A 26,265-nucleotide genomic window follows, 5' to 3' on the forward strand; every position below is an offset into this window, starting at 1 on the left:
ACGGCCCAGTCACGCACTGGAAGTTTAATCGGATCCTACTGGTCGCCTCGTGCGACTTCCAGGTCCGGAGTGATCGCTATCCAGCAGACCAAGTGGATGTCTTCGAGGTCAGCAGGGGGGAGCGGGACCGGTGGTTCGGGGATGCTAAGTCCGTAGTCGTCGGCGACGGCGGCGATGCGTTCGACGGATTCTCGCGGTGTGCCGTTCTCGGCATGACCGAGCGCGGCTCGGACAGCTCGTTGAACCCTGTTGGTGTAGGGCGCCTTGAGCCGCGATGCGAGGTCGTCTTGCTGTTCACCCAGGAACGCGCCGTGTTGTTCGACGTACTCGAAGGCGGTTCTCATCACCTTCGGCAGGGGCGGCGCGAGCCGTCCTGGATCGGTGTGGAGGGACCAGTCCCGGTGGATGTCGGCTCGTGCGACGGTCCAGGCGTCGAATGCGGCCTGGTACATATGTTCGTCCATGGGAGCCGCTGGAGTGGTCGGGTCACCGGGATCGGCGTGATCCAGGCACGCGAGCGTGTCACGGACGATTTCAGCGGTTGTGTCGCCGTCTGCTGCGTGGACAGTGCGCGTCGTGAAGTCGTCGTTGAGAGGCACGTACCGGTAGAACGGCTTGTCGTGGTCGCCGACCCGGGCGCAAAAGACGAACGCCGGGTCGGCGTTGCTGCGGACCAGGGCGCTGCCCGATCCCCACGGCAGTGCGGTCACCCGGTTCTTGGTGACACTGCTCTTGAAGGCGTTTGCGAGCTTGCGCCGGTACTCCTCGCCAGACAGCGCCGCTGAACCGCCTTCTTCGAACAGCGTGGCCTCTTCCCGCTTGATGCGGTCGATCATGTCGCGGGTCTCGGTGATCGATCGTTCGACCGGATCGACGCCTGGGAGAACTATGCCGACGCCTACGGCGGCTGCGGCTTGCTTTAGCTTCCGTTGGAGTCGTTCTTCGAGGCGGAGGAGTCGGTCGAGGTCTTCGTCGGGGAAGAAGCAGCGCATGAAGACGCGTTTGTGCAGGGAGCCGATGCGGTCGATGCGCCCGTGGCGTTGGACCAGCTTCATCGGGTTCCAGGGCAGGTCGTAGTTGATGATGTGCCGTGCTTGTTGCAGGTTCACGCCCTCGGCGAGCACGTCGGTGGTGATCACGAGGTCGTACAAGTCGTCTTCGTTCCCGGTGCCGGCGGTGCGCGGTGCGAATCCGGTGATCACCTCGGTGCGGCTGTTCCTGTCAGAGCCGGAGACAGCGGCGTGGCGATCGCGGTATGCCTGGAGACGGTCATCGGAGATGACCGCGTCCTTGACGGCGGTGTGGATGTAGTCGGCGGTGTCGGCGAAGTAGGTGAAGACGAGCACCTTCCGCTTGTTGCGGGTGTCCTCGTCGCCGATGCCTTCGGCGTGTGCTTCCGCGGCGATGGTGGCGAGCTCGTCGATGAGCCGTTCGATCTTGGGATCGCTGGTGTGGTCGACGTGGCGGACCCGTTCGTGGAAGTCGGACAGGATGTGTCGATCCGCCTCGACGGCTCTGCGGAGCGCGTCGACGTCGTAATTCGAGGCGTCCAGCGTGCCGTCGTCGTCTTCCAGTTCGGTGAAGAAGTCCTCTGTGTCGTCCACGTCGACGGCGACGAAGTCGCGTAGGTGCTCGCCCGTGAGCACGTAACCGGTGTCCAAGGCGTGTAGGAATCGGTCGTGGGACTCGATCATCTTCTCGACGGTGCGCCGGAAGGCGTGCGCCGAGGATTCGAACCGCTTCAGCAGCGCTGATCGGAGAAGGCCGGCGTTCTGCGCCTCGTACTGCTCGGTGTCGCCGTCGCGCCGGAACTGGGAAGGCACGTAGCGCGCCATCGTGAGGACGTGGCCGATGTCGGCGAGGATGACCCCCGCAGCCACGGTCGCCGCCATGACCTCGTCCGCCACGTGGGCGCCCAACGCCGTCGCCAACGCGTCGAACATGCCCGGCAGCACACCGGCTAGGTCGTAGTCGACGCGGCGCACCTCACAGGTGGGGAAGGAGATCTCCTGCTCGACGCCGTTCACGCGGATAGTGTCACCTCGGTAGTGGTTCTTCACGAACCGCCGTGTGCGCCGCACGGCGGTCGCGTCGAGCACGTCGAACAACTGCTGCGCGGTCAGGTTGTCGGGATCGGTCGCGATCGCCCGATTGAAGTACTGCCGCAGCGACGAAATGCCGACGTCGGCGAACGCGTAGTCGTTGCGGGCAAAGTACATGATCAGGCTGTAGAGGTCTTCGAGGCTGTTGTTCACGGGGGTCGCCGTGAGCAGGACCAGGTCCTTGGGAACCCTGGAATCGACGATGCGGTGCAGCGCGTCCGCACGCCTGGTGAGGTTGTTGCGGAACGCATGTGCCTCGTCGATGACGACCATCGCGTACTCGTCGAGATCCTGGAGCGTGGACGTGCGATTCCCGGCCGAGTCGATGTTCGACACGAGCTCTTCGTACGACAGCACGTCGGCGCGGAGGTTGTGGTGGCGCAGGAACGCGTTCCAAGTGGAGTCGCGCAGCGTGGCTGGACAGATGACAAGGACCTTCTGACGGCGCACTACGGTCGCCTCGTAGATCAACTCACCGGCGAGGTAGGTCTTCCCGAGGCCGACCTCATCCGCGATCAGCACACCGTTGCGGCGCTCCAGGATCCTTTTGGCCCGCCACACGCCATCGGCCTGGAACGCGGTGAGCCCCAGTTTCGATCCGACTGTGGCGTCTTCGAGATCTGCGCCGTAGTTCTCGTGCAGCATCCGGAGAAAGACATCCCATGGCTGGTGCGGCTCCCACCGCGCCTTGTACAGCCCGACGAGGTCATAGGGTGCCGCCTTGACCCACTGCTCGTCGAACCAGTCGATCACCTGCCTCACCGTGGTCGGCTGGTAGTGCCCGAGGTTCAACTCGTTGTTGCGAGCCAGACCGGCGTAGGTAAAGTTGCTCGATCCGGCGATCACGCCGGTGCCGTCCGTCTCCACGATGAACGCCTTGCCGTGTAGGAATCCCTGCTCATAACGCCGTACCTGCACGTCGGGGTGATCTTCGAGCCATTTCACCAGGCGGCGCGCGGCCATGTCGGCTTCCAGGGTGAAGCCGAGCAGGTCGCGGTCCTCCGCCAGCGACCGCGCGTGTCCCTCCAGCGCACGGATCACTTCGGGGGACGGCCCGCGGCGCCGGCGCCGCTGTCCCAGTGGCCGCACCCGTGACCGCTGGTCGACATCCGTCGGCTCGGCGCCCAGCAGTAGGCGTACCGGCCCGGCCTTCTCCAATTCATTGGCGAGCAGGCTGAACCCACCGGGGTTGAAGTAGGCCGTTGCGATGGCGAGGGCGGGCGGGTCCACCCACTTGGTACGCAGGTAGGAGAGCAGGGAGTTGATCGCGGAAGCGACTCGTCGCCCTGTCGTCTCGTCGTTCGTCGCGAACTCAGGGCGGACGTTCTCCGGTGGCGTCGTCATGGTCAGGCCGCCTTCGCACGCCACGTCATGTAGTGCGTCAGCACCAGATCCAGGTGGCGAGGCGGGAGCCCTTTGTCGGAGAAGTCCTTCTTGATAGTCACGAAGTCCTCGGCGCTCAAGCCGTAGCCGCTGAGCGCGAGCACCTCGATCATCGCGAGCAGGTCCTCGTCCGAAGCGCCGGTCAGGTCTTCCCGCACGTGACGGAGTCGATCGTCGAGATCGATGCCGCCCGCCAGTCGGCTGTAACCGCGTCTGGACAGCAACACCGCGACTCTGTCGGCCACAGCGTCGATCTCATTGCTCGACCAGTCCGGAAGGGGAAGTTGGTTAACCACAGGGGCGGTCACGTGACGATCAGCAAATCTCCGCACCCACCAGTCGAGAGTATTCGTGTTCAACAGCCCTAACAGTGCAAGCCGACTTTCCTCGGGGGTGTCAGGAGCGTGTGCAATGGCGTGTACATATCCTGCATTGTGCAGAAGTCCCCGCTCGGGCAGGGCTGTTGCAATCATGGTGCGCGTGTCTACGCTTCTGCTCGGTCGACGGAAGACTACGACCGGATGGGAGTCATTCAGAGTGAAACCGTGTCCGTGAACGGTTACTCCACGGCCTTTTAGGGTCAACCCTGGAAGATGTGTCAGGAACTGCTTGAATTTAGTGGAGTTGTCGAACGAGTATGCATCCACATGTCCGGCCATGAGGACTTTCCAGGCGTCACGCGATGGCGAATGGGAGGCAAATGGTCTGTCGGGTCCGGTGGCACAGAAGTTCCATCTGGCGTCATGGTGGCCAGCAATCCATCCTTCCGTCTGGGTCAGGCGTGGTCGGCCTCGCATCCTGTCGAATACTATTTTATCCGCTGCATCGACGAACCATGGTATTACACTGGTCTCGGAGTACGAACTCAAGTCTTCCTGACTCAAAGAGATTGCGTTCGAATTAGCGACACTACGAATCTCCGCTGGTGAAGTCGCCACCCAGACCCGAAGGGGCTCGCTGACTCTAGGGCCGGCCGTCAGCAAAGCAACCGCATATGATGCATGCACATCTTCAAAGATCCACTCCGCACGATTTCGTGCCTGGATGATACGGAGGCCGTACCCCTCTGTCAGGGCTTTCCGCAGGTTCTTCCAGCCGGCCAACACCATGCTCTGCCGCGGAAGAACCAGCCCGATACGCCCGCCTGGGCACAGCACCTTCAGCGCCCGTTCCAGCATCAGCTGGGCGAGTTCGAGGTGGGTTCCGCCTCGGAGGGTGAACCCGCGCTTGAAGTACTCCTGAAGTTCGGCACGGTGCTCCTGCTCCGCCGCTTCATGAGCCGCCTCCAGCGGGTGTGATGCACGGAGTTCCTCGATCTTGGCTTCTCGGACCTTGTCCGGAAGTGCCATGAGACCCGGGCTGACCCCGACCCAGTAGGGGGCTGGCTCCCATCGGACCTTCTCCCACGGTGGGTTGCCGAGGACGACATCGAAACCCGGTGTCCCGCGCATGAAGACCTCGGGGAACAGGAAAGGCAGGTGGACCGCTCTCAGCCGTCGAACGGCCTGCTTCGTCACCTCGGAGGTTCCCAGCGTCAGGGCCTCGTCGACGTCGGCAGGTACCGGGACGATCCCGAGCCGGACACCCACGGCGGCATCGAGCAGTGCCTTCGCGCCGGCGGCTTCCTCCATCGCCTTGGCGTGTGCGCGGGACGCCTCCCGTGCCTCGGCTTTGGTGGCCTCGGCTGTGCGCGCGACACGAACGAGGCGATCCCTGGCCGTAACGAGCGCCTCTACGATCTGTTCACCGAACAGGCTGTACTGGCCGACCGCCGCTTTCGGTTCGAAGACGGCCAGCGCTTCGTCGACGGTACCCATCCCGGTGAGGCTGTTACCGACCCGGAGACCGTGGTCCAGCGAGGACATCGGAAGCCCCGGTACGAAGGTGTGGATCCAGATGGCGAGCCTGGCCAGCTCCACCGCCATCGGGTTGAGGTCGAGCCCGTAGACGCAGCGTCGGGCGATCTGGCGGCGCAGGAGCATGGAGGTGTCGATCTCCACCTGCCCAGCCGCATCGCCGAGCGCTTCTTCGGCTGCTCGCGAGAGGCGGAGCAGCTCGTCGTTCACCGCAGGCACGGGGTGATTGCTGAGGAAAGTGGCGAAGCGGTTCTCGACCCGGTCGATGGCGGCCACGAGGAAATGTCCCGACCCCATGGCAAGGTCGACGATCCGGAAGTCGAAGAACTTCTCAGCGGCTCCAGCCTCGTCTCCCGCCGCGAGAAGATCCTCTATCGCGGCCAAGTGGTCGAGCAGAGCCGGTTCGAGAGCGGTATCCAGGAGGTGCTCGACGGCGAACGCCTTGGTGAAGTAAGAGCCGGTGGCCTTGCGGGCGCCGGAGGCGTTGTGGAAGTAGACCGCTCCCGCCGGGACGACGATGTCGTCGCCCGGTTTGGCAGGCAAGTACGCCTTCGTTTTGGCATCGAGAGCGAGGTCTTTGGGCGCTACGGAGAGCGAGGACTCGAGCAGGCCTTCGTAGATGGTGCCGAACTCACGGACCGACAGGGAGCGGAAGTCGACAGGGCCTGGCTCGCCGTCGCTGCCGGCGTCGATCACGAGCGCTCTGAGAGCGGGACCGATCTCGGCGTCGGTGAGCCGCATGCGGTTGATGGCGTTCCCCGACGGGTGGAGCTCGTGGTCATCGGCGAAGAGACCACCGTTGTAGGCGGGAACGTCCCAGTCCCGATTGCCGTCGTCGACCGCGTGCCACACCGACAGAAGGTCGCTCCAACGGTCGTGGGAGTCAGTATCGAACCCGAGGTTGGGGTTGTCCGTGAACTCACGGGCGAGGGTCTTGAGCGCCTTCTTCGTGTACCTGGGGTTGCGCTGGTACGGCAGCAGCCCGCGGTCCTCGGCGTAGGCGACGAATAGGAGTCGGAACAGGATGGTGAGCGTCCGGTGGTACGCCTCGCCCAGTTCAGCCTCGTCGAGGTCCGAGCCTGTGTCGGCCTTCATTGCCCTGGCGACAGCGACAGCGAGCGCGGGTACGACATCAACGTAGACACGCTCGCGAAGCCGCGTGCCGAGTGCACTGGCATGGTCGACGGACGCCGTGAGTATCTCTGTGACGGTGCCGTTGTCGGCAAGCGCGGACGGTGCGAACAGCAGCGGGAGGTAGCCGGCGTCCTCCTCGGTCAGGAGGGCCAGGTCGAGCTCGACGAACGTCTCGGACCGGCCCTTCCTTCCCACACCGACATCGGGCCTGGCGGGGTAGAGGCGCAGCTGCGTCCCTCGGACCACGACCAGCCAAGGCAGGCCCTGGCTCTGCGCGACGGCCAAACCCTGCACGACCGGAGACGCGGTCCCGAACCGCTGCCCTGGCCGGTCGAACAGCTCGTCCTCGTGAAGGAGGACCGCCACCGCCTGCCTGCTGCCTCCGGCAGACAGCACCTGCGCAACGGACCCATGGGCGGTGACCTGATACCCCAGTCCGGAGATGAGGTCGAGTCCGGTCTTGCCGAGCAGTGCCTGGCCGACAGTTCGGGCACCTTCCCAGTCGGAACGAGCGGGGACGCCGTGGCGGAGTTCGTGCGAGGCGAAAAGCCCTTGGTTGGTCAGGCCAGCGATCAGCTGGTCCTTCAGCCCACCGAGCAGTCGTTGCAAGGTCCGCTTCGCGGCCGACGGGTTGGGCTCTGCCAAGGCCGCGGCGCAGATCCGCTCGACCTGCCGCAGGTCGAGGCTGGTAATTGCCGCTGGGTCATCTGCTGTGCCGCAAACGGTCGCTTCCCAGCCAACGACTGTTTCGTAGCCGACAACGAGGAGGACGGGTGCGGCTCGTCGGTTCCAGCGCATCGACCAGAGCCGCCGGACGTCGTCCATCCGAGGAGCCTTGTCGGAGGTCGCAAGCACGACCTCGAGCGCATCTGCTCCCCACCCGATGTTGATTCTCGCGGGCTTTAACGAAGCTGGCGCGCCGCCCGGTAAGAGCCAGTCGATCTCCTGCGTGTCGCTGTCGGCCAAGAAGTCGTCGATCGTGAACCCCGCCATGTACCGCACCCTCTTGTCGAATATTTCTGGCACGCTTGTGATCCGCTCCTGATCCGGAAGCGGAAGTCGGTCAAGCGTTGTGTCGAAGCTGGATGGTCGATAGCACCCACGTACGCGAAAGGGTGAGTCGTTCCAGCGGGCGATGGAGTGCGTAAGCCGCTATCGCGTCGACAGGTTGCTTGTCATCGACGCTCGCTCGACACCATTGGCCCATGCGAGGAAACCCCGCCTGGGAACCTCACCTCGTTGTTGCATCGCGGCCTGACGTCGACCTGGTAAGGCCAGGTCACGTCCTGTGTGTTCGAGCATGAAGACGGTGGCCAGCCGCATGGCAAGAGGAAGACGACAATGTGTGCCGACATGGCTGCATGCTTCGGGCATAGGTACCTCATCGCGTCTTCGAGTAAAAGTCATGCGGTGCTGTGGGTCCGCACGTAGATCTTTCTTCGCGCGCAGTCCTCCTTGTGTTACATCACCCGAACGCCGACCGCGTAATTACGGATGACGCACTGTGAGTAGCTTTGGAGGACATCGAAGTTCGTCCTAATGCCGGATGCGGGCTCTTCGGTACGCCCATCGGCACTGATTGGTGCCAGGCGTGCATACTGTCGTGACCTTGGACCAGGGATGGCATGGCAGTCGGTCGACAGGAGCGCGAGCAGTGGATGCGAACACCTACTCGTTGAAGCAGATCCTCACCCAGGACCGGCGTTACGTGATCCCGACCTTCCAGCGCGACTACGAGTGGACCAGGAAGGGGCAGTGGGAGTTGCTGTTCTCCGACCTGGAGACCACAGCGGACCGGCTGTATCAAGCCAGGCAGTTGGCGGAGGCGCTCGGCGAGCCACTGGCCAAGGCGGATAAGAAGGTCGTGCCGCACTTCTTAGGTGCCATCGTCTGCGACCAGCTCCCTGCACCAGCTGGCGGGCTGGACCTCCGGGCCGTCATCGACGGTCAGCAGCGGCTCACCACCGTCCAACTCCTGCTGCGTGGTGTCCTGGACGTGCTGATCGAACGCGGTTCTCCACGCGTCCGCCAGGTACGCCGACTGCTGGAGAACCCCTCCGATGTGGTCGGCGCGCCGCACGAGCGCCACAAGTTGTGGCCCCGGCGCAGGGACCGGCAGATGTGGCCGCTCGCCATGGACGACAAACCGGAACCGTCGAAGACCGAGCACCTCTACCTGGACGCTCGACGCTTCTTCGCGGACAGCACACGTCAAGCCATCGTCGGTCCGGACGGGAGCGATCGCACGGACGCCCTGATCGATGCCCTGCTCGACCTGTTCAAGCTTGTGGTCATCGACTTGGAGGACAACGACGACGCTCAGGTCATCTTTGAGGTCCTCAACGGTCGGCAGACCCCGTTGTCCGCCGCCGACCTGGTCAAGAACCTGCTGTTTCTGCGCGGTGAGCTGTCCGATGAGAAGGAGTTGGAGCAGCTCTACGACACCTACTGGTCGCCCTTTGACGCGGACTGGTGGAAGAGCACAGTTGGGCGCGGCCATGCACAACGGGGCCGTCGCGACGTCCTGCTGTCAAGCTGGCTCACCGCTGTGTCCCGCTCCGAAGCCAATATCGGACACCTCTACGGAGAGGTCCGTAGTTACCTCGACACCGCCGATCGCAAGACGGTGGACGTCCTCGCGGAGCTGGCCGACTTCGGCCGCGCCTACCGTGTGGTGGTTGGCGCCGAACCAGCCGAGACACCAGCTCTTCAGCGGTCCTACCGCCGCATCGAGTCACTGGGCATCACCACCGCCGTACCGCTCCTGCTTTGGCTCCGCACCTTGCCTGCAGAACGGTTGCCCCTGCCCGAACACGAGCAGGCGGTAGGGGCGGTGGAGTCGTGGGTTGTCCGGCGACTCCTCATCGGCGCCAATACGCGCGGCTACGGCAAGGTCTTCGTCGACGTCTTGAAGCTCGCCTCCGAACAAGCGCGGATGTCGGGCACCTCTGTAGCCGAGACTGTGGTGAACGGGCTCAAGCGCAACCCCGACAGACTGCCCTGGCCCACTGACGACGATCTCGTCACCGCGTTCACCACGCGCAAGGTTTATGGCAACCTGACCCAAGAACGCATCCGCCTCGTGCTGGGTGCCATCGACGAGCGCCTCCAGCGGACCAACCCCAAGACCGAACCTGCCGACTTCCACTACAACGAACTGCAGATCGAGCACGTCATGCCGCAGAAGTGGCGCGAACACTGGCCGTTCACCGCCACCGCCGACGCTGATCGACTGCTGGAGGCGCAGAGGCGTGACCAAGTACTCCACCAGTTCGGCAACCTCACGCTGGTGACCTCGGCGTTCAACCAGGCCCTCTCCAACGCGGCCTGGGAGATCAAGCGCCCCGAATTCACGAGCCAGTCCAAACTGCAACTGAACCACGCGGTCGCGGTCAGTCCCACGTGGGACTGACCGCGACCGCGCAACGAGGCGCCAACTTGGCCCACATCGCTGCTCAAGTCTGGCCGCGGTAGACGACCGACGCCGAAAGCTCACTGGAAGCGGTGTACCGCCTTGGCGTACTCGACGGGCGTCTCGGCGGACAGGGCGTCGTTGAGACCGCTGGTGCCCAGGCGCAGCGCGTCCGCGACGCGGCTGGCGATGCCGACAGCCGAGACGATCAGCAGCGATCTGGCTGTGCGCCCGGCCGCTGCGTCGAGTCCCGCTGTTACGTGTCATGACGTTGGTGATGGTGGAGCAGGCCTGAACGAACGGACAGGTCTTCCGACGACAGGATGAGAAGTGCGACCAACTCGTCCGCCGAGCAGAAAGACCCGTCCGCGCTCCACCGTAACGCCCGTTGTCCCATGAAGGCCGCCGCTGCCTGGTCCAACGCAGCAAGACCCGCCCGATCGCCCACGTCGCGGCCGAGATGGGCATCTCCCGTCAATGCGCGTCGCGGTGGGTCAACCGCCATCACTGCTGAGGCATCGGCGATGAGCACCGCCGCACGCGCCTGCTGCTCGGTCGTGAGCTGGACTTCGGTGCGGACCTGCACGTCGGCGACGGTGGCCAGCGGTAGGTGATCGTCCAGAATGGTTCTCCTCCTGGCGCGTGGCCTGTACGACCGGACAGAGGTGTCAACAATCTGCACAGGCGGCAACCGCCGATGCCGAGCGATGTCGAGTCGGACAAGGGGGAAGAGCAGTCCGGCCTGCGGCCTCAGCACGGAGTTGACATTCGACGTTGAGCAGAAGTTGCATTACTTATCTACAGGAACCCGCTACAGCGGCAAGTCATCCGCTTGTATCACGGCTATCGCGAGAGGCTCCTGTGCGACACTCGGCACCATGACGACGGACACGGTCGTAGCCCTCCCCACAGTCACCCGCAGCGGCCCGCCTGCCCCACTTCCCCAGCATGAGACGATCGAAAATCTCCTCAAGGGCTTCCGGCGTCAGTTCGTGCCCATCCGCAAGTCCTTTGTCCAGCAAGGGAAGGGCAGGGAGACGAAGCCAGGGCCGCTTAGGAACTTCCTCGCGGGCCACGACAGCCGAGGACTTGATGCCTACCTGTTGCTTCACGCGATGGCCAGCTCGCCGCCCTGGAACTGTGATCTGCCCTCGGGCTTCTGGGTACGGGCACTCGGCCTCGTCGGCGCGGCAACGAACGGTGCTAATGCTTTCGACAACGCCCGCCCGGCTGTCTCCAAGATCATGCGTCGGTTGGTCGACCGTCGCCTCGTCGCCCGGACACGTGTCAAGGGGCAGTCGTCCCTCACCTTGCTCTGCGAGGACGGGTCGGGCAGCGCCTACGCGCACCCATTCGACACCGACGAGCAGTGGCTTCAACTACCGCACGAGTACTGGTACGGCAGGCACTACCTCACCTTGAGCCTGCGAGCCAAGATCATGCTCCTGATCGCACTTGCACGGCACGACAACTTCACCCTGCCGCAGAACAAGGCACTGCCGTGGTACGGCGTCTCCGAAGACACGGCATACCGCGGGTTCCGAGAGCTGCGTGACGCGGACCTACTTCACGTCAGGCAAGGCTGGATCGAGGCTCTGCGCTCCGACATCGGCTACACGCAACAGTGGGTCTACTCCCTCAAGGGAGCATTCTCGGACGCTGAGCGAAAGAAGGCGTCCGCCAAGGCGAAACGCGACTTCGTCAACGGGAACCGGGAGGGGGTGTGACAACCGAGGGCTTTGTCGCAGTCATTCGCCCGATCCTGCTTGCCTTGCCCGCGTTGATCGTAGTGCTGTTCGTGGGATTGATCTGGTTCGCCGCACTCTGGATGAGCGAACCGCGACGGAAGTACGCGCTCGCCGTCTCGAACAGTGGAATCGAGTTAGCTCGCGTTCTCGTGGGGCTCGGCTCCAAGACATCCCCGAGGGCGTTGTCGGCGAAACGGTAGGCCACACCATCGGGTCGGGCGGACGCAGGTTCGCGGGTCTCCGCATTTCGGGGCTAATCCAGCAGCAGTCGACTTCTTCGGTGGTCGCCCTCCCGCAGCACGGACGCTAAGTTCACTGGGCAGATGCAGACCACGATGGAATGTGTTTGGCGGTTGAGCCCTGCCGCCATTCACACCGCTGTGGGTGGAGCAGGTCTGGAGCAGGCGCGGGGTCGAACGACGTGCGACGGCTTCGAACGGCGGTGAACGGAACCGGCTGACGTGCGGGTTTTCTGTTTGCGCTGGTTAGGGAAACGGCTGGACCATGCTGGCAGTGTGAGGGTCTGTGGTCCGAGTCCATCATTTCTACAATCGAATGCGACATGCGAATTGTCTGCTGAGATGAGGTAATGCAGGTGGCGTGCGGTTATCTTTTCTGGTCACTATGGAGGAGTCTGACGATTTAGGGCAACCCGGAGTATGAGTGTGCTCCGTACGAAATGTTGTCGGCTGTGTGCTTCTGCTCTCGCTGACGCGGCTCGGTCGGTCTGCATTAGGGCGCGTTGGGTCGCCGTGGTTGCTGTTGCTGTTCGGCGACGGTGGGAGTTCTTGGTGGTTCTCCTGTCGTGTGGTGGACACGGGCGGCTGTTTGGTTGGTGGTAGTGGTGGGGATGGGGACTGCTACAGCGCGTCGGCCGGTGCGCTGGGGTTGCCAGCGCACCGGCCGGTTGGCTCTTACTCCTTGGCGCACAGGGCCTTGTCGAAGAAGGTGAGGACTTCACCCCGGCCGACTTCGTCGTTCGTGACGGCGACGGTGACCGCCCGTCCTTCGGGGGTGATCGCGGTGCGGGTTTGGAAGCCGTCGGCGTCGCCGCCGTGGCCGTAGGCGGTGATGCCGCAGCTCAGCTTCATCTCGATGGTGCCCAGGCCGTACCGCCACCCCTCGGGGAAGCCGGGCGCACTCACGGTCTGACGCATCTCCGCCAGCCGGTTGGGCTTGAGGAGCCGACCGCCCTGCAGGGCGACGAGGAACTTGTTCACGTCGCTCGGAGTGGCGATCATCTGCCCTGCGGCACCGGCGATCGACGGGTCGAACCGGGTGATGTCGACCAGGTCGCCGGTCGGCTTGCCCGTGTCGTCCCTGGCCGGCAGGTAGCCCTGGGGGTGCGGGGAACGGATGTCGCGGTCGCCCGGACCCGGGTAGTAGGTCTCCTTCAAACCGATCGGGTTGATGATCCGTTCGGTGACGACCTCGGCGAACGGTCGTCCCGCCACCTTCTGCGCCACCAGGCCCAGCAGCACGTACCCGGCGTTGCTGTACCCCCACGCCCTGTCCTGCCCCGGGCCGTAGGTCGGCGCCTGCGTCAACGCGGCGTCGAGCAACTCCCGGGCGTCGAAGTACCGGTCCTTGATCGGCAGGATCCCGCGGGGCATGAGGGGCATCTCGGTGGTCATCCCGCTGGTGTGGTTCAGCAGCTGCCTGACCGTGATCGTCCTGCCGTCGACCGCCGCACCGGCGCCGGTGCCCCGCACCACACCCGGCAGGAACTTCTCCACCGTGTCGTCCAGCGCGAGCTTGCCCTCGTCGGCCAACTGGAGGATCGCCACGGCGGTGAACATCTTCGTGCTGCTGGCGATCCGCACGTAGCCGTCCGTCGGCACCTTCGACCGCGTCCGGAGGTCACCGACCCCGGCGGTGTAGTTCGTCACCCGCCCGTCCCGGTTCCGCACGGACACCAGCGCCCCGGGCAGCGACCCGTCGGCGACCAGCGCCTCCAGGTCCGCCTGCAACGCCTTGTCGTGCCCCGGCCTCGACCTGCCGTCCGACGCGCCCGCCGACGCCACGTTCGTCACGGCGAGTCCGGCGACCGCCACCGCCGCCACCGCCGCGACGACCGCACGACGCCGACGGCCTGGGCGTTTTTCGGTCGGACGGCTGAAATCCTTCGACAAGGGACACTCCCCACTGGACGTTTTGCACTGACTCGCACAGTGTTGCGACCGCTACGGCGCGCTACGAGCCCGCTCACTGCACACCTCTGGTACAGCTGGCACTACCCGGGACACGCGTCCGCCTGACAGGCGCGGGCTCCGCCCTCTTGCTCGGGCTTCAGTTCGCGCACAGCGCGGTGTCGAGGAGCGCGGCCCGGTCCGCGGCAACGGACTCGTCCTTCACCGATCCGTTGAGCGAGGTGACCACGATGGTGGCCGCGCGACCGTCGTCGGTGGCCGCGTCGACGGTCGAGTAGCCCGGGATGTCGCCGCCGTGGCCCCAGGCGACGCCTCCGCAGCTCAACGGTGTGCTGAACACGCCGAGCCCGTAGCCCAGGTCCGATCCCGGGCGAGTCGGGATGGTGGTGCGCAGCTGCGCGAGCTGGGCCGGCTTGAGCAACTTCCCGTCGAGCAGCGCGCGCAGGAAGGTGTTGAGGTCGTCCGGCGTGGAGATCAGGTGGCCGGCGGCCCAACCCCAACTCGGGTCCATCCGCGTGAAGTCGAGCAACTCGTCGGTCGCCGGGTCGCGCTGGTAACCCCTGGGGTGCCGACCGCGGATCTCCTCCTCGCCGACCCCCGGCGCGTACGTGTCGCGAAGACCGGCCCGCTGGATGACCCGGGTGGTGACCAGCTCGTCGAACGGGCGGCCGGTCACCCGCTGGGCGATCAGGCCGGCCAGGAGGTAGTTCGTGTTGCTGTAGGACCAACCGCTGCCGGCGGCACGCGCGTCATCTCTGGCGTTCGCCAGGTCGAGCAGGGCGCGGGGTTCGAGGTAGACGTGCTGGTACGGGAGGAAGTCGCCCGCGGACTTGAACATCGAGTCGGTGTGGTCGGGCAGGCCGCTGTCGTGCTGGAGCAACTGGCGGACCGTGATCCGGGTGGCGTCGATGCCCTTGCCCCGCACCAGACCCGGCAGGTACGTCTCGATCGGGGCGTCGAGCTCCACCCGGCCCTCGCCGACGAGCTGCAGCACGACGACGGAGGCGAACATCTTGCTCGCGCTGCCGATCCGGACCCTGCCGTTCGTCGGCACCTCGCCACCGGTCCGCAGGTCGCCGACCCCGGCCGTGTAGTGGCGGGTCCGGCCGTGCCGGTCCCGGACGGCGGCCAGCGCTCCGGGGTGCCGGTCGACACCGACGAGCTTGTCCATGCCCTGCTGGATCGCGCCACGGGGTGCGGTGTGGGCGGCGGGGATCGGGCCGGCGAACGTGAAGGCGCCCGCGGCGACCGCTACCGCCGCCGTCATGGCGGCCACACGGCGATACCGGGAGGACGAAGTTCGATCTCTCTGGAAAGAAGACACCAACAAGGCAGACAACTCCTGGGTTCGGCAGACGCCGGTCCTGCGACGACCGGTCGGACCCAGGCTGGTCACCTCCGCCCGCGCGGACAATCCAGCCCGCTGGACAACCGGAGTAGTGGTGGCACCCCCGGACCGGGGCCGCTCTTGTTGCGGCGGCTCCGGACGTGACGGGTAGGTCGGCTCGGGTCCGCTGTGGGTTGCCCCGGTTGGATAAGGTTCGGCCGGGGAGGTGGCATGGCACGGGTGCGCAAGCGCCTGCGGGCGTCGTTCGACGTCGTCGCACGCCTGGTCGGCGGCTTCGGCACGGCGTTGCTCGCGGTGGCCGTCTTCCTCTGGCTCGGCGTGGTCGCGCTGCTCAGCTGCGTCGGTGTGGGCGTTCTCCTGCTGCCCGCGGCCCTGCGCGCGCTGCGGGTGGCCGCGAACCGGGAACGGGCCCGGCTCGACGTGCTCACCCCCGGCCCGGTGCCGCGTCAGGTGGTCGCCGCGCTGCGTGACGTGACCGTGCGGCGTGAGCTGGCCTGGCTGCCGCTGCACGCCACGGTCGGCCTGGCGGCCGGGTTCCTCGGTCTCGCGATGCCGGCCACGGCGCTGCAGAACGCGACGTACCCGTTCTGGTACCACCTGCTGCCGCCGGAGGACAACACCCCCAGCTTCATCTCCTGGGCGGTCACCGACCTCACCGGCGCGGTGGCCGTGTCGCTGACCGGCGTGTTCTGCGCCGTCTTCATCGTCGTGCTCGGGCCGGCGCTGGTCCGGGCGCAGGAGCGGCCGGGCCGGCACCTGCTGGCACCTCCCGCGGGCACCGACCTCTCGTTGCGGGTCGCCGAGCTGACCGCCACCCGTGCCGCCGCCCTCGACGCGCACGCCGCCGAGCTGCGCCGCATCGAACGGTCGCTGCACGACGGCACGCAGAACCGGCTGGTCGCGGTGACCGTGCTGCTCGGCGCCGCGCGGCGGGCCGTGGACCGGGACCCGGCCGCCGCCGTCGCGGTGCTCGACCGGGCCCAGGACGCCGCCGAGCAGGCGCTCGCCGAGCTGCGCGCGGTGGTCCGCGGCATCCTGCCCCCGGTCCTGGCCGACCGCGGGCTCGCCGACGCCCTGGCCGGCCTCGCCGGCAGCTGCGGCGTGCCGTGCGAGGTGGTGGTGGACGTGCCGGGCCGGTGCGCGGCCTCGGTCGAGGCCACCGCGTACTTCGTGGTGGCCGAGGCGCTTTCCAACGTGGCCAAGCACAGCGGCGCGGCCAGTGCCGCGGTGGCGGTGGGGCGGGAAGGCGATCGGCTGCTGCTGCGGATCGGCGACGACGGCCGCGGTGGCGCGGACGAACGCGGCGGGTCCGGCCTGTCCGGCATCCGCCGACGGGTCGAGGCGTACGACGGGCGCTTCACCCTGGACAGCCCGCCCGGCGGGCCCACGACGATGCGGGTGGAGCTGCCGTGCGGATCGTGATCGCGGAGGACGACCCGCTGCTGCGGGAGGGGTTGGCGCTGCTGCTGCGGGCCGAGTCGCTCGACGTGGTGGCCACCACCGACACGCCGGGATCGTTCCTGGCCGCGGTGGCCGAGCACGAGCCGGATGTCGCCATCGTCGACGTGCGGATGCCGCCCACCCACACCGACGAGGGGATCGTGGCCGCCGTCGAGGCGCGACGCCGTCGGCCCGGCCTGGCGGTGCTCGTGCTCTCGGCGTACGTGGAGCAGGCGTTCGCCACCGAACTGCTCGCCACCGGCGCCGACCGGCTCGGCTACCTGCTGAAGGAGCGGGTGGGGCGGGTCGAGGAGTTCCTGACCGCGCTGCACCGGGTGGCGGGCGGTGGCACCGCCGTGGACCCCGAGGTGGTGGGCCAGCTGCTGGCCCGAAACCCGCACACCAGTGCGCTGGGCCGGTTGAGCCCTCGGGAACGCGACGTGCTCGCGCTCATGGCCGAAGGCCTCGGCAACACCGCCATCGCCGAGCGGCTCGTCATCACCGAAGGCGGGGTGCACAAGCACATCCGCAGCATCTTCGCGAAACTCGACCTCGCACCGGACGATCGGGCCGACCGGCGCGTCACGGCGGTCCTGCGCTACCTCAAGGGCAGCGGACCGAAGTAGCGCCGCCGCACCACCAGGTCGGTCCTGCCGGGCATCACCGTGCCGCGCTTGGGGCAGGCAGAGCGTCGGTGGTGGGCGGCGCTGTGGGGCGTCTGCCACCTCAAGGGGTGTCAGAGGTGTGTCAGGACGGTGGCTGGGTGGTGTCAGGGCGGCAGGTGATCGTAGGGACGTGGTCAGGTCGGCGAGTGCGCTTGGTCCTGGCGGAATCGTCCCCGACGGGGGGATGGTCGACGAAGTCGAGGAGATTGCCATGCGGAAGTTCGAGACGCCCGCCCCGATCGCCGCCGTTCTGGACGTCCCCGCCGGGCGGGTCCGGGTTGTCGCGGCCGAGCGGGACGACACCGTGGTCGAGGTTCAGGCGGTGGACGGGGCGAAGAGGCGCGATGTGAAGGCGGCCGAACAGGTCGCGGTCGAGTTCGGGGATGGTGTCCTGCGGGTGGTGGCTCCGGTGGAGAACCAGTACTTCGGTCCTTCCGGTGCGGTCGACGTGACGATCCACCTGCCCGCCGGGTCGCGGGTGGAGGCGAAGGTGGCCGGTGCGGAGGTTCAGGCCACCGGGCAGCTCGGCGACGTCGACATCGTCGGCGCGCACGGGTTGGTGGCGCTCGACGAGGTCGCCGGCGCCCGGTTGGCCCTGCTCGCCGGCGACGTCACCGTCGCCCGCTTGGCCGGGCCTGCCGAGATCAGCACCGGCAAGGGCGACATCCGCATCACCGAGGCGGTGGCCGGTGCGGTGGTCCTGCGCACCGAGGCCGGTGACGTGACGGTCGGCGCCGCGGGGTCGGCCTCCCTGGACGCCGGCACGTCCTACGGTCGCATCCACAACGCGCTCAAGAACACCGAAGGCGCCGGCGCCCGGCTCGCCATCCAGGCGACCACCACCTACGGCGACATCACGGCCCGCAGCCTGTGAGTCGGCCCTTACCGGTCGGCTCGGCGGCGGGCCGCGTCGTCCAGCAGGGCTCCGACGGTCCGGCGGGCGGGGTTCGGGGTGGCCGGCGCGGTGTCCTGGCGGAAGCGGCGCTGCAGGTGCAGCCGCAGTCGGGTGGTCTCGCCCTGGACGACTCGTTCGACGATCCGGTCCTTCTCGGCGGACGGCAAGGACTTCACCCAAGCGGTCAGGGCGGCTGGGGTGGTGGCCGGTTCGGTGAGCGGTGGGCTGGTCAGGGCGGCGGTCGCGAGCAGGTCGTCGTCCAGGCGCAGGAAGTCGGCGAGGGCGCGCTGGGACGCGGTGAGGGTGGTCAGCCCGGGTGGGACCGGTGGCTCGAGGTCGTCGTCGGCCTCGCGGCCGAAGGCGTCCTCGTCGCGTTCCCAGGTGCCGTAGGCGGCGAGCCACGCCAGGTAGAGCGGCCGGAGGTCGCCGGTGGCCAGTTCGGCGCGGACGCCGACGATCGTCGGCAGCAACGTCTCGGCGTCCTCGTCGAAGTCGAACTCGCCGGAGTGGTCCTCGTTGACGAAGTCGAGCACGGTGGACCCGGCCGCGGTCCAGGCGGTCACCTGGTCGTCCACGCAGTGCTCGTCGACGACCTCGGGATCGAGCAGGTCGCTCGGCAGGCGGAACATCACGCGACGCGTGCCCCAGTTCGTCACGTGCAGGTGGGCGTCGTAGTAGCGCTCCATCCACGAGTCCGCGTCGCCCTTGAAGTCGCCCCAGTGGTACTCGTTGACGAAGCTGGTGGCGGTGATCGTCGCGCGGGTGGAGGCGGCTCGGACCTCGGCCTGCTCGTCACCGTCCAGTGGCCGGTCGATCGCGAGGAACTCGTAGTACTGGTACTCGCTCACTGCCCGTCCAGTCGCTCGGTGGGCCGGAGCGGTGGGCCGTCCGGCGGCGTGCGAGGTGAAGGTAGCGGTTGCGCGGTGCGGGTCCGCCGCGGCCGATGCGACCACGCTGCCGCCGCTCGGTCACGGTCCGCAGGTCGGGCCGGGACGTGGGCAGCCCGGCGTTTGGTGGGGTTCGAGCGTCGTGGCCGGCTGATGGGCGAGGTGTTTCGCTGCTCGCCGGCGGGCGTTCGGGCGTCTCGCCGGCGGGAGGTCGCGGTCGACGCGGGGCGGATCGGGTCGAGGGTCCACGGGTCGGGTCGTCGGGGTGGAAGCGCTGATCAGAGCTGGTTCAGACCGGCGGGTCGGCGGGGTGGCGCAGGCTGGGGAAGCTGGCCCGTCCGGTGAAAGTGAGCAGTGCTCGCTTGGTCAAGATGGCGTACGTCACTCACGTGATTCCTAGGTGAAGTGCGTGTGAGGGCTCACGCTGCGAGCTGACAAATTCCGGTGGCGTGTCGTCGGGGGACATGCGCTCACCTTGGGGGCTCCATCATCTTGTCCACCAGCCGCGCGGCGGCGGGGCGGTCACGCCTGCGCACGCCGAGATTCCTCGCATCCCTGCTGGCTCTCTCCGCCGTCGCCGCGACCGCGGTGGTCACGGCGAGCGGGCCGGACGAGCCCGTTCCGCCGTCACCGGTCACCGAGGCGCCGGACACGGGCACCGCGCTCGCCGCCGCCCGGGTCCAGGGCACCGAGGTCGAGTCGGTCGCCCTGCGGTCCGCCACCCGGACCGTGTTCGCGCAGCCCGACGGCACGTTGCGCGCGCACCTGTCGTTGGTGCCGCGACGCGTGCGGCAGGGCGACGCGTGGGCGGCGGTCGACACGTCGCTGCACGTCGGCGAGAAGACCGTGGCGCCCAAGGCCGCGGAGGTCGGTCTCGGGTTCTCGCGCGGCGGCGCGGACACCCCGCTGGTGGAGCTGACCAAGGACGGCAGGAGCTTCGCGCTGACCTGGCCGGGCACGCTGCCCGAACCGCGGGTCGAGGGCCGCAGCGCCACCTACCCCGAGGTCCTGCCGGGCGTGGACCTGGTCATGGCGGCGGTGGGGGACGGCTACGACCAGTTCGTGGTGGTCAAGACCCCGGAAGCGGCGCGCGCCCCGGAACTCGCCCGCCTCCGGCTCGGGATGAGGACCTCCGGCCTCACCGTGAAGGCGGACGGCGCCGGCGGCCTGGACATGGTCGACGACGCGGGCGCCGAGGTGTTCACGGTGCCGCCGTCGACGATGTGGGACTCGAAGGAGCGGGCCGACACCGAGACGCCGCGGACCGACCTCGCGCCCGTCGGCGTCGAGCTCGCCGCGGACTCGCTCACGCTGGTCCCCGACCAGTCCCTGCTGACCGACCCGAACACGGTGTTCCCGGTCTACGTCGACCCGGCGCCCCGCACGGTGCACAAGTCGGGCTGGACGACGGTCTACCAGAACGACGGTGACGGCAACGTCGCCAACAGCACGCACTGGAACGGCTACAACTCGCAGGGCGAGACGAACTGGTGGGTCACGGTCGACCCGACGGCCCGCTCCGGCCGCGCCTACGCGACGTCGCCGCTGCTGCGGACCCGCTCCTACTTCCAGTTCGACACCTCGTTCCTGGCGGGCAAGGTGGTGAGCGCCGCGAAGGTGAACACCGCGTACGTGCACGCGCCGGGGTGCAACCTGTCGCACAACCACTCGCTGCACCTGGCGGGCTGGGGCGTCGACGCGAACACGAGCTGGAACAACCAGCCACCCGACCGAGGTGTGATCAACACGCAGGCGATCGGCTCGGTGCACGGCAACTGCTCCGGGCAGAAGGGCGTCAGCTTCACCAACGTCGGTCCGCACGTGAACACGACCGGCGCGTCCACCTACTTCATCGGCGCGGACAACGAGAGCGACGAGTGGGCGTGGCGGAAGTTCAACCCCAACGACACCGTCATGGTCGTCGAGTACAACGGCACGCCGGGCACGCCGACCGGGATGCACACGGTGCCCGACCCGGCGGCGTGCCGCTGGTGCGGCGGTGTGCCGTACGTCGGTGACTCGAGCATCACGCTGAAGGCCCAGGTGTCCGACCCGGACGGCGACCAGGTCCGGGCCGAGTGGGACGTCTACGACATCAAGGAGGACGGCACCTACGGCAAGGACACGCGCGCCGGCGGCTGGGTCCCGTCCGGCTCGTGGACGAGCACCGAGGTCAGCCTCGTCGACTTCGACGGCAAGACCGTCCACTGGTACGTGCGGGCACAGGACGGCGTGGCGAGCTCCCCGTACGCCCAGCACCCCGAGGCGTTCGTGGTCGACCGGACGGCGCCGGTGAAGGTCCCCCGGGTCGACAGCGTGGTGTACCCGGAGGACAACCGCTGGCACGGCGGCGTTTCGGTGCCGGGCACGTTCTCCTTCACCGCCGACCCCCTCGACGTGGACGTCGACGGGTTCGAGTACGGCTGGCGCGGCGGCGGCTGGACGAGGATCGCCGCCGACGAGCTGGGCGGCACCGCGACCCTCCCGCTGACCCCGCCCGGTGACGGCCCGCGCGACCTGATGGTGCGCAGCGTCGACCGCGCGGGCAACGCCGGACCTGCGCGGGTCTACCACTTCTACGTCCGCCCCGGCAACGGCGCGCTCGCGCAGTGGTCGATGGAGGGCAACACCGCCGACACCGCCCACCTCGGCGACCGCGACGCCACCACGCACGGCGCCACGTCCTACGTCCCCGGCGCGGTCGGTTCGGCGCTCGCGCTGGGCGGCGCCGGGCACGCCGAGGCGCCCAACGCGGTGCGCACCGACGAGAGCTTCTCGGTGTCGGCGTGGGTCCGGCTCGACGTGGTCGGCGACTCGATCCACACCGCCGTGAGCCAGGACGGCTCGTCGATCTGCGGCTTCTGCCTGCAGTACGAGGGCACCTCGCGGCGCTGGGTGTTCGTCATGCCGCAGAGCGACGGGACGCCGTCCGCCGGGTACTCCTTCGTGCGGTCGGCGGAAGAGCCCACGCCCGGCGTGTGGACCCACCTGGCCGGCGTGCACGACGCGCAGAACAAGCAGCTCAAGCTGTACGTCAACGGTGTGTGGGCGGGCACCACCCCGAGGTCGGTGGAGTGGAACGCCACCGGCGTGCTGCGCATCGGCCAGTCCAAGGGCGGCGGTGTGCTCGGCAAGGAGTGGATCGGCGCGCTGGACGAGGTGCGGGTCCACGACCGCGTGCTGAGCGACAGCGAGGTGCTCGCCGAGGTCCGGCGGGACGGCGTGCACGTCGCGCACTGGCGCTTCGAGGAGGACCCGGGCCACCCGACCGCGCCCAACTCGGTGGCCGGTGGCGCCACCGCCCACCTCGACGGCGGGGCGGACTTCGTCGCCGAGCGGTTCGACGGCGAAGCGGTCGTCGACAGCGCCCTCCGGTTCGACGGCACGGGCCAGGCCACCACCGGGGGCCCGGTGGTGCGCACGGACAGGAGCTTCACCGTGTCCGCCTCGGTCACGCTCGACGACGTGAACAGCCCGATGACCGTGCTGTCGCAGGACGGTCCGACCGCGAGCGGGTTCGCGCTGCGGCAGTCGGGCGGCCGCTGGGAGTTCGGCGTGGCGCAGCAGGGCGGCACGTCGTGGAACGTCCTCGCGCGGAGCGGGGCCATGACCGCGGTGAAGGACACCCCGACGCACCTCGCCGGCGTGTTCGACGCCCGCGCCAAGACCGCCACGCTGTACGTCGACGGTCAGCAGGTGTCCGTCAGCGCCGCCGCCGCGCAGCCGCTGTGGGACGCGCCCGGCTCGTTCGCCCTGGGGCGCGCGCAGGCGTCCGGCGGGCACGTGGACTTCCTGCGCGGGCGGTTGGACGAGGTGCGGGTGCACAGCCGCGCCCTGGCCGCGGACGAGGTCGAGGCGATCGTGACCCTCGACGCGGGACCGGTCCGGCAGTGGCGGCTCGACGGCGACGGCGCCGACAGCTCCGGGCAGCACGTGGACGCCGAGCACGACCCGGCGGTGGACTGGGTGTCGGGCCGGAACGACAACTCCGACCCGAAGGACCTCGCGGCGCGCCTGCGCGGCCAGGCCGGGTCGGAGCTGTCCTCCGGCCACGCGGTCGACACCTCGCGCAGCTTCTCGGTCGCCGCCTGGGCGCGGCTGGACCAGCTCGGCGGCTACCCGACGGTCCTCTCGCAGGACGGCCGGACCACGAGCGCGTTCCAGCTCCAGGCGACCCCGGAGGGCCACTGGGCGCTGGCGATGTTCCCCGAGGACGTGAACGGCGGCGGCACGCCGCACGTGCGGGCCGTCGGCCCGGTCGTGCAGCTCGGGATGTGGACGCACCTGGCCGCCACCTACGACGCCACCCGCGACCAGATGATCCTCTACGTCAACGGTGAGCAGGCCGCCACCGCGGCGCACGCGAACGCCTGGGACCACGCCGCCGGCCGGTTCCGCATCGGCCGCGGCCAGCGGCTCGGCGCCGGGGCCGACCACTTCCCGGGCGCGGTCGACGACGTGGAGGTGCACAGCCGCGTCCTGTTCGCGGGCGAGATCCGCGACAAGGCCGGGCGCGACCTCAGCCTCGTGCACAAGTGGCAGCTCGACGAGGCCGCGGGCGGCAGCGTCGGCGACTCGGTCGGCGGGGGCACCGGCACGGTGACCGGCGGTCCGACCTCCGCGCCCGGCAGGGTGGGCAGCGCGCTCAGCTTCGACGGCGTGGACGACTCGGTGTCCACCACCGCGGTCCCGCGCACCGACGAGGACTTCACCGTCTCCGCGTGGGTGCTCCTGCCGTCGCTGCAGTGCGCGACGACGAAGTGCAAGCACGTCGCGGTGAGCCAGGACGGCTCGCGCAACAGCAAGTTCCGCCTCGGCGTCGTCAAGGACCGGGACCACCTCTACGGCAACTGGCTGTTCGAGATGCCGGAGTCCGACACGGACTCGACCGCGGTCACCACCGCGGCCGTGTCGGTGGAGTCGTCCGACTTCGGCAACTGGGTCCACCTGCTCGGCGTCTACGACCGGTCGGCCAGGCAGGTGCTGCTGTACGTCGACGGCCACCGCGTCGGCGAGGGCACGGTGACGTCGGCGTGGCGGGCGGACGGCGGCGTGCAGATCGGCCGCGGCCGGGTCGCGGGCCAGCCGGCCGAGCGCTGGCCGGGCCTGGTCGACGACGTCCGGCTGCACACCGGCTCACTGGACGACGACGGGGTGCTCGCGCTGTTCAAGAGCTACCCCGACGAGGCGCAGCCGGCGGCGTCGCTGCCGGTCGCGGACGCCGGGCGGTGGACGATGAAGGAGAGGACCGGCGCCACCGCCGCCGACTCCAGCGGACGGGGCAACACCGTCACGTTCACCGGCGGCGCCGGGTGGATCGGCGGCCGCACCGGCGGCGGCGCGTGGCTCGACGGCAGCACGGCCTCGGGGCAGACCGCCGGGCACGTGGTCGACACCGGCAGCAGCTTCTCCGTGTCGGCCTGGGCGTTCCGGAACGCGAACACCGCGGAGAACCGCACGGTCGTCGCGCAGGACGGCAACCGGGTCAGCTCGTTCGCCCTCCAGTACGACGCCGGCGGCAAGTGGGCCGTGGCGATGCCGAAGGCGGACGAGGACGACCCGGAGACGGTGACGCTGCTGTCCACCGAGCCCGCCGTGCTGGGCAGGTGGACCCACCTGACGGTGGTCTACGACCACGACGACAAGCACCTGCGGCTCTACGTCGGGGGAGTGCTGTCCGCCGTGCGGGTCGGGGTGACCGGGGTGGACGGCGGCGGCGCGCTCAGCGTCGGCAGGCACCAGAAGAACGGCGTCAAGGGCGGCTACTTCCCGGGCGGTGTCGACGACCTGCGGGTCTTCGACCGGGCGTTGAGCCACGGCGAGGTCGCCGCGGTCAACCGCGACGTCGTGCTCGCGCCCTACGGGGTGTGGCGGTTCGACGGCGGCACGGGCGTCGACAGCACCCCGCGCGGCAACACGGTCACGTTCACCGGACCGACGTCGTTCGTGCCGGGCGTGATCGGCGACGCGCTCAAGCTGGAGGGCTCCTCGTCCGGCACCTCGACCATGGTCGGCATCAACTCGCGCGACAGCTTCACGGTGAGCGCGTGGGCGCGCTTGGAACGCGACGACAAGCCGTACGCGGTGGTGAGCCAGGACGGCGTGCGCCGCAGCGGGTTCGTGCTGCAGTACCGGCCGGAGTCCCACCGCTGGGTGTTCGCCGCCCCGGCCCAGGACTCCGACAGCGCGCCGCTGGTCCAGGCACTGTCCGCGGAACCGGCGGTCACGTGGCGCTGGACGCACCTGACGGGGATCTACGACCACGCCGGCGGTGAGCTGCGGCTGTACGTGGACGGGAAGTTCTCGGGCAGCACCGACTTCCGGCTGTGGCCCTCCGACGGCGCGCTGGCCATCGGTCGGGCCAAGGACAAGGACGGCGCCACCGACCAGTTCGCCGGCCTGATCGACGACGTGCGGATCGACCAGGGCGAGCTGGCCGACAGCAAGGTGCTGGAACGCGCCACCCGGCCCGCGCCGCCCGCCGGGCAGCTCGGCCGGTACGTGGACGAGCGGGGGCAGCACTACACCGGCAACACCGCTGTCGCACCGCTGCCGGGGTTCCGGTACGAGGGCATCCTCGGCGCGCCGGTCCCGTCGAACCACGCGAACACCCGGGTGCTGCGTTCCTGCAAGTCGGGTGACGACCTGTTCACCTCGACGTCGGCGGACTGCGAGGGCGGCACGAAGCTCGCCGACATCGGCAGCGTCTACACCGTCGAACCGACCAACGTCGAGACCATCGCCGTGTACCGGTGCGTCGCCGGCAGCGACCGCTTCGACTCCCTGACCGGCGACTGCGAAGGGGCGACGAAGCAGCAGCTGCTCGGCTACACGCTGGATTACGCGCCACTGGCCCGTTACACCTCGGGGCAGTACCCGTGGGACAACTGGAGCACGGTGCAGGGCGTGACACCCGGCTACCGCCTCGAAGGAGTCCTCGGCTGGGTCACCACGGCGGCCCCCGGCACCGTCCCGCTGTACTCCTGCCAGTCCGGCGTGGACATGTTCAGCTCACTGGACCCGGCCTGCGAAGGGGGCACGCGGATCGCGTCCCTCGGCCGGATCTTCGCCACGCCGCCCGCCGGTGCGCCGACCGACGAGTTGTCCCGGTGCCTGGAAACCGGCACCACGAACAGGTTCGACTCCATCGGCAACTGCGAGGGGCACCAGGTCCAGCAGCGGTTGGGCTACCTGCTGCGGACGCCGCCCGCCGTCGTGCCCACCTTCCCCGCGGCCTGACCCGTG

The 26,265-nt window shown here is 68.5% G+C and carries 12 protein-coding genes; 6 read left to right on the plus strand and 6 right to left on the minus strand.

Features of this window, described 5'->3' with window-relative positions; genetic code table 11:
* Window positions 1–35 precede the first annotated feature (35 nt).
* Entirely contained in the window at window positions 36–3,470 is a 3,435-nt protein-coding gene (locus IOD16_RS02380; RefSeq protein ID WP_236594696.1) for an SNF2-related protein, read from the minus strand.
* Complete coding sequence (locus IOD16_RS02385) at window positions 3,449–7,501, minus strand: Eco57I restriction-modification methylase domain-containing protein (RefSeq protein ID WP_201438703.1); 4,053 nt, start codon at window positions 7,499–7,501, stop codon at window positions 3,449–3,451. The genes IOD16_RS02380 and IOD16_RS02385 overlap by 22 nt, the downstream gene beginning before the upstream one ends.
* 628 nt (window positions 7,502–8,129) lie before the next feature.
* Between IOD16_RS02385 and IOD16_RS02390 the strand changes: the two genes are divergently transcribed.
* Window positions 8,130–9,887 carry a DUF262 domain-containing protein gene (locus tag IOD16_RS02390; protein WP_201438704.1) on the plus strand — a complete coding sequence of 586 codons (1,758 nt, stop codon included), beginning with the start codon at window positions 8,130–8,132 and terminating at the stop codon, window positions 9,885–9,887.
* Window positions 9,888–10,143: 256 nt separating this feature from the next.
* Here the strand turns inward: IOD16_RS02390 and IOD16_RS41380 are convergent, their stop codons facing one another.
* Window positions 10,144–10,473 (minus strand): hypothetical protein, encoded by a 330-nt coding sequence (locus IOD16_RS41380; protein ID WP_442978147.1) that lies wholly within the window; start codon window positions 10,471–10,473, stop codon window positions 10,144–10,146.
* A gap of 292 nt (window positions 10,474–10,765) precedes the next feature.
* Between IOD16_RS41380 and IOD16_RS02400 the strand changes: the two genes are divergently transcribed.
* The gene (locus IOD16_RS02400; protein WP_201438705.1) at window positions 10,766–11,614 is read left to right on the plus strand and encodes a hypothetical protein; all 849 of its coding nucleotides are present in this window, start codon (window positions 10,766–10,768) and stop codon (window positions 11,612–11,614) included.
* A gap of 935 nt (window positions 11,615–12,549) precedes the next feature.
* Here the strand turns inward: IOD16_RS02400 and IOD16_RS02405 are convergent.
* Window positions 12,550–13,689, minus strand: coding sequence for a serine hydrolase domain-containing protein (locus IOD16_RS02405; protein WP_201438706.1), 1,140 nt, complete (start codon window positions 13,687–13,689; stop codon window positions 12,550–12,552).
* Window positions 13,690–13,924: 235 nt separating this feature from the next.
* A complete protein-coding gene (locus IOD16_RS02410; protein ID WP_201438707.1) occupies window positions 13,925–15,052 on the minus strand; it encodes a serine hydrolase domain-containing protein in 1,128 nt (375 codons plus the stop codon).
* A 291-nt stretch (window positions 15,053–15,343) separates the two neighbouring features.
* Here IOD16_RS02410 and IOD16_RS02415 point away from each other — a divergent pair, with 291 nt between their 5' ends.
* The 3 genes from IOD16_RS02415 to IOD16_RS02425 all read left to right on the plus strand — a co-directional run bounded on the left by IOD16_RS02415 (window position 15,344) and on the right by IOD16_RS02425 (window position 18,112).
* The gene (locus IOD16_RS02415; protein ID WP_201438708.1) at window positions 15,344–16,555 is read left to right on the plus strand and encodes a sensor histidine kinase; all 1,212 of its coding nucleotides are present in this window, start codon (window positions 15,344–15,346) and stop codon (window positions 16,553–16,555) included.
* Complete coding sequence (locus IOD16_RS02420; RefSeq protein WP_201438709.1) at window positions 16,543–17,199, plus strand: response regulator; 657 nt, start codon at window positions 16,543–16,545, stop codon at window positions 17,197–17,199. The genes IOD16_RS02415 and IOD16_RS02420 overlap by 13 nt, the downstream gene beginning before the upstream one ends.
* 250 nt (window positions 17,200–17,449) lie before the next feature.
* The gene (locus IOD16_RS02425; protein ID WP_201438710.1) at window positions 17,450–18,112 is read left to right on the plus strand and encodes a DUF4097 family beta strand repeat-containing protein; all 663 of its coding nucleotides are present in this window, start codon (window positions 17,450–17,452) and stop codon (window positions 18,110–18,112) included.
* An 8-nt stretch (window positions 18,113–18,120) separates the two neighbouring features.
* On the opposite strand, the gene IOD16_RS02430 is transcribed toward IOD16_RS02425, so the two are convergent.
* Window positions 18,121–18,981, minus strand: coding sequence for a hypothetical protein (locus tag IOD16_RS02430; RefSeq protein WP_201438711.1), 861 nt, complete (start codon window positions 18,979–18,981; stop codon window positions 18,121–18,123).
* A gap of 531 nt (window positions 18,982–19,512) precedes the next feature.
* Between IOD16_RS02430 and IOD16_RS02435 the strand changes: the two genes are divergently transcribed.
* Window positions 19,513–26,259 carry a LamG domain-containing protein gene (locus IOD16_RS02435; RefSeq protein ID WP_201438712.1) on the plus strand — a complete coding sequence of 2,249 codons (6,747 nt, stop codon included), beginning with the start codon at window positions 19,513–19,515 and terminating at the stop codon, window positions 26,257–26,259.
* Window positions 26,260–26,265 lie beyond the last annotated feature (6 nt).

Origin of the sequence: Saccharothrix sp. 6-C (genome assembly GCF_016695385.1) — a bacterium.
Taxonomy (GTDB): domain Bacteria; phylum Actinomycetota; class Actinomycetes; order Mycobacteriales; family Pseudonocardiaceae; genus Actinosynnema; species Actinosynnema texasense.

Bases quoted from the DNA above. Each gene is read 5' to 3' on its own strand.
- IOD16_RS02400 (WP_201438705.1), top strand. From the start codon at position 10,766: ATGACGACGGACACGGTCGTAGCCCTCCCCACAGTCACCCGCAGCGGC.
- IOD16_RS02410 (WP_201438707.1), bottom strand. From the start codon at position 15,052: ATGACGGCGGCGGTAGCGGTCGCCGCGGGCGCCTTCACGTTCGCCGGC.
- IOD16_RS02415 (WP_201438708.1), top strand. From the start codon at position 15,344: ATGGCACGGGTGCGCAAGCGCCTGCGGGCGTCGTTCGACGTCGTCGCA.
- IOD16_RS02425 (WP_201438710.1), top strand. From the start codon at position 17,450: ATGCGGAAGTTCGAGACGCCCGCCCCGATCGCCGCCGTTCTGGACGTC.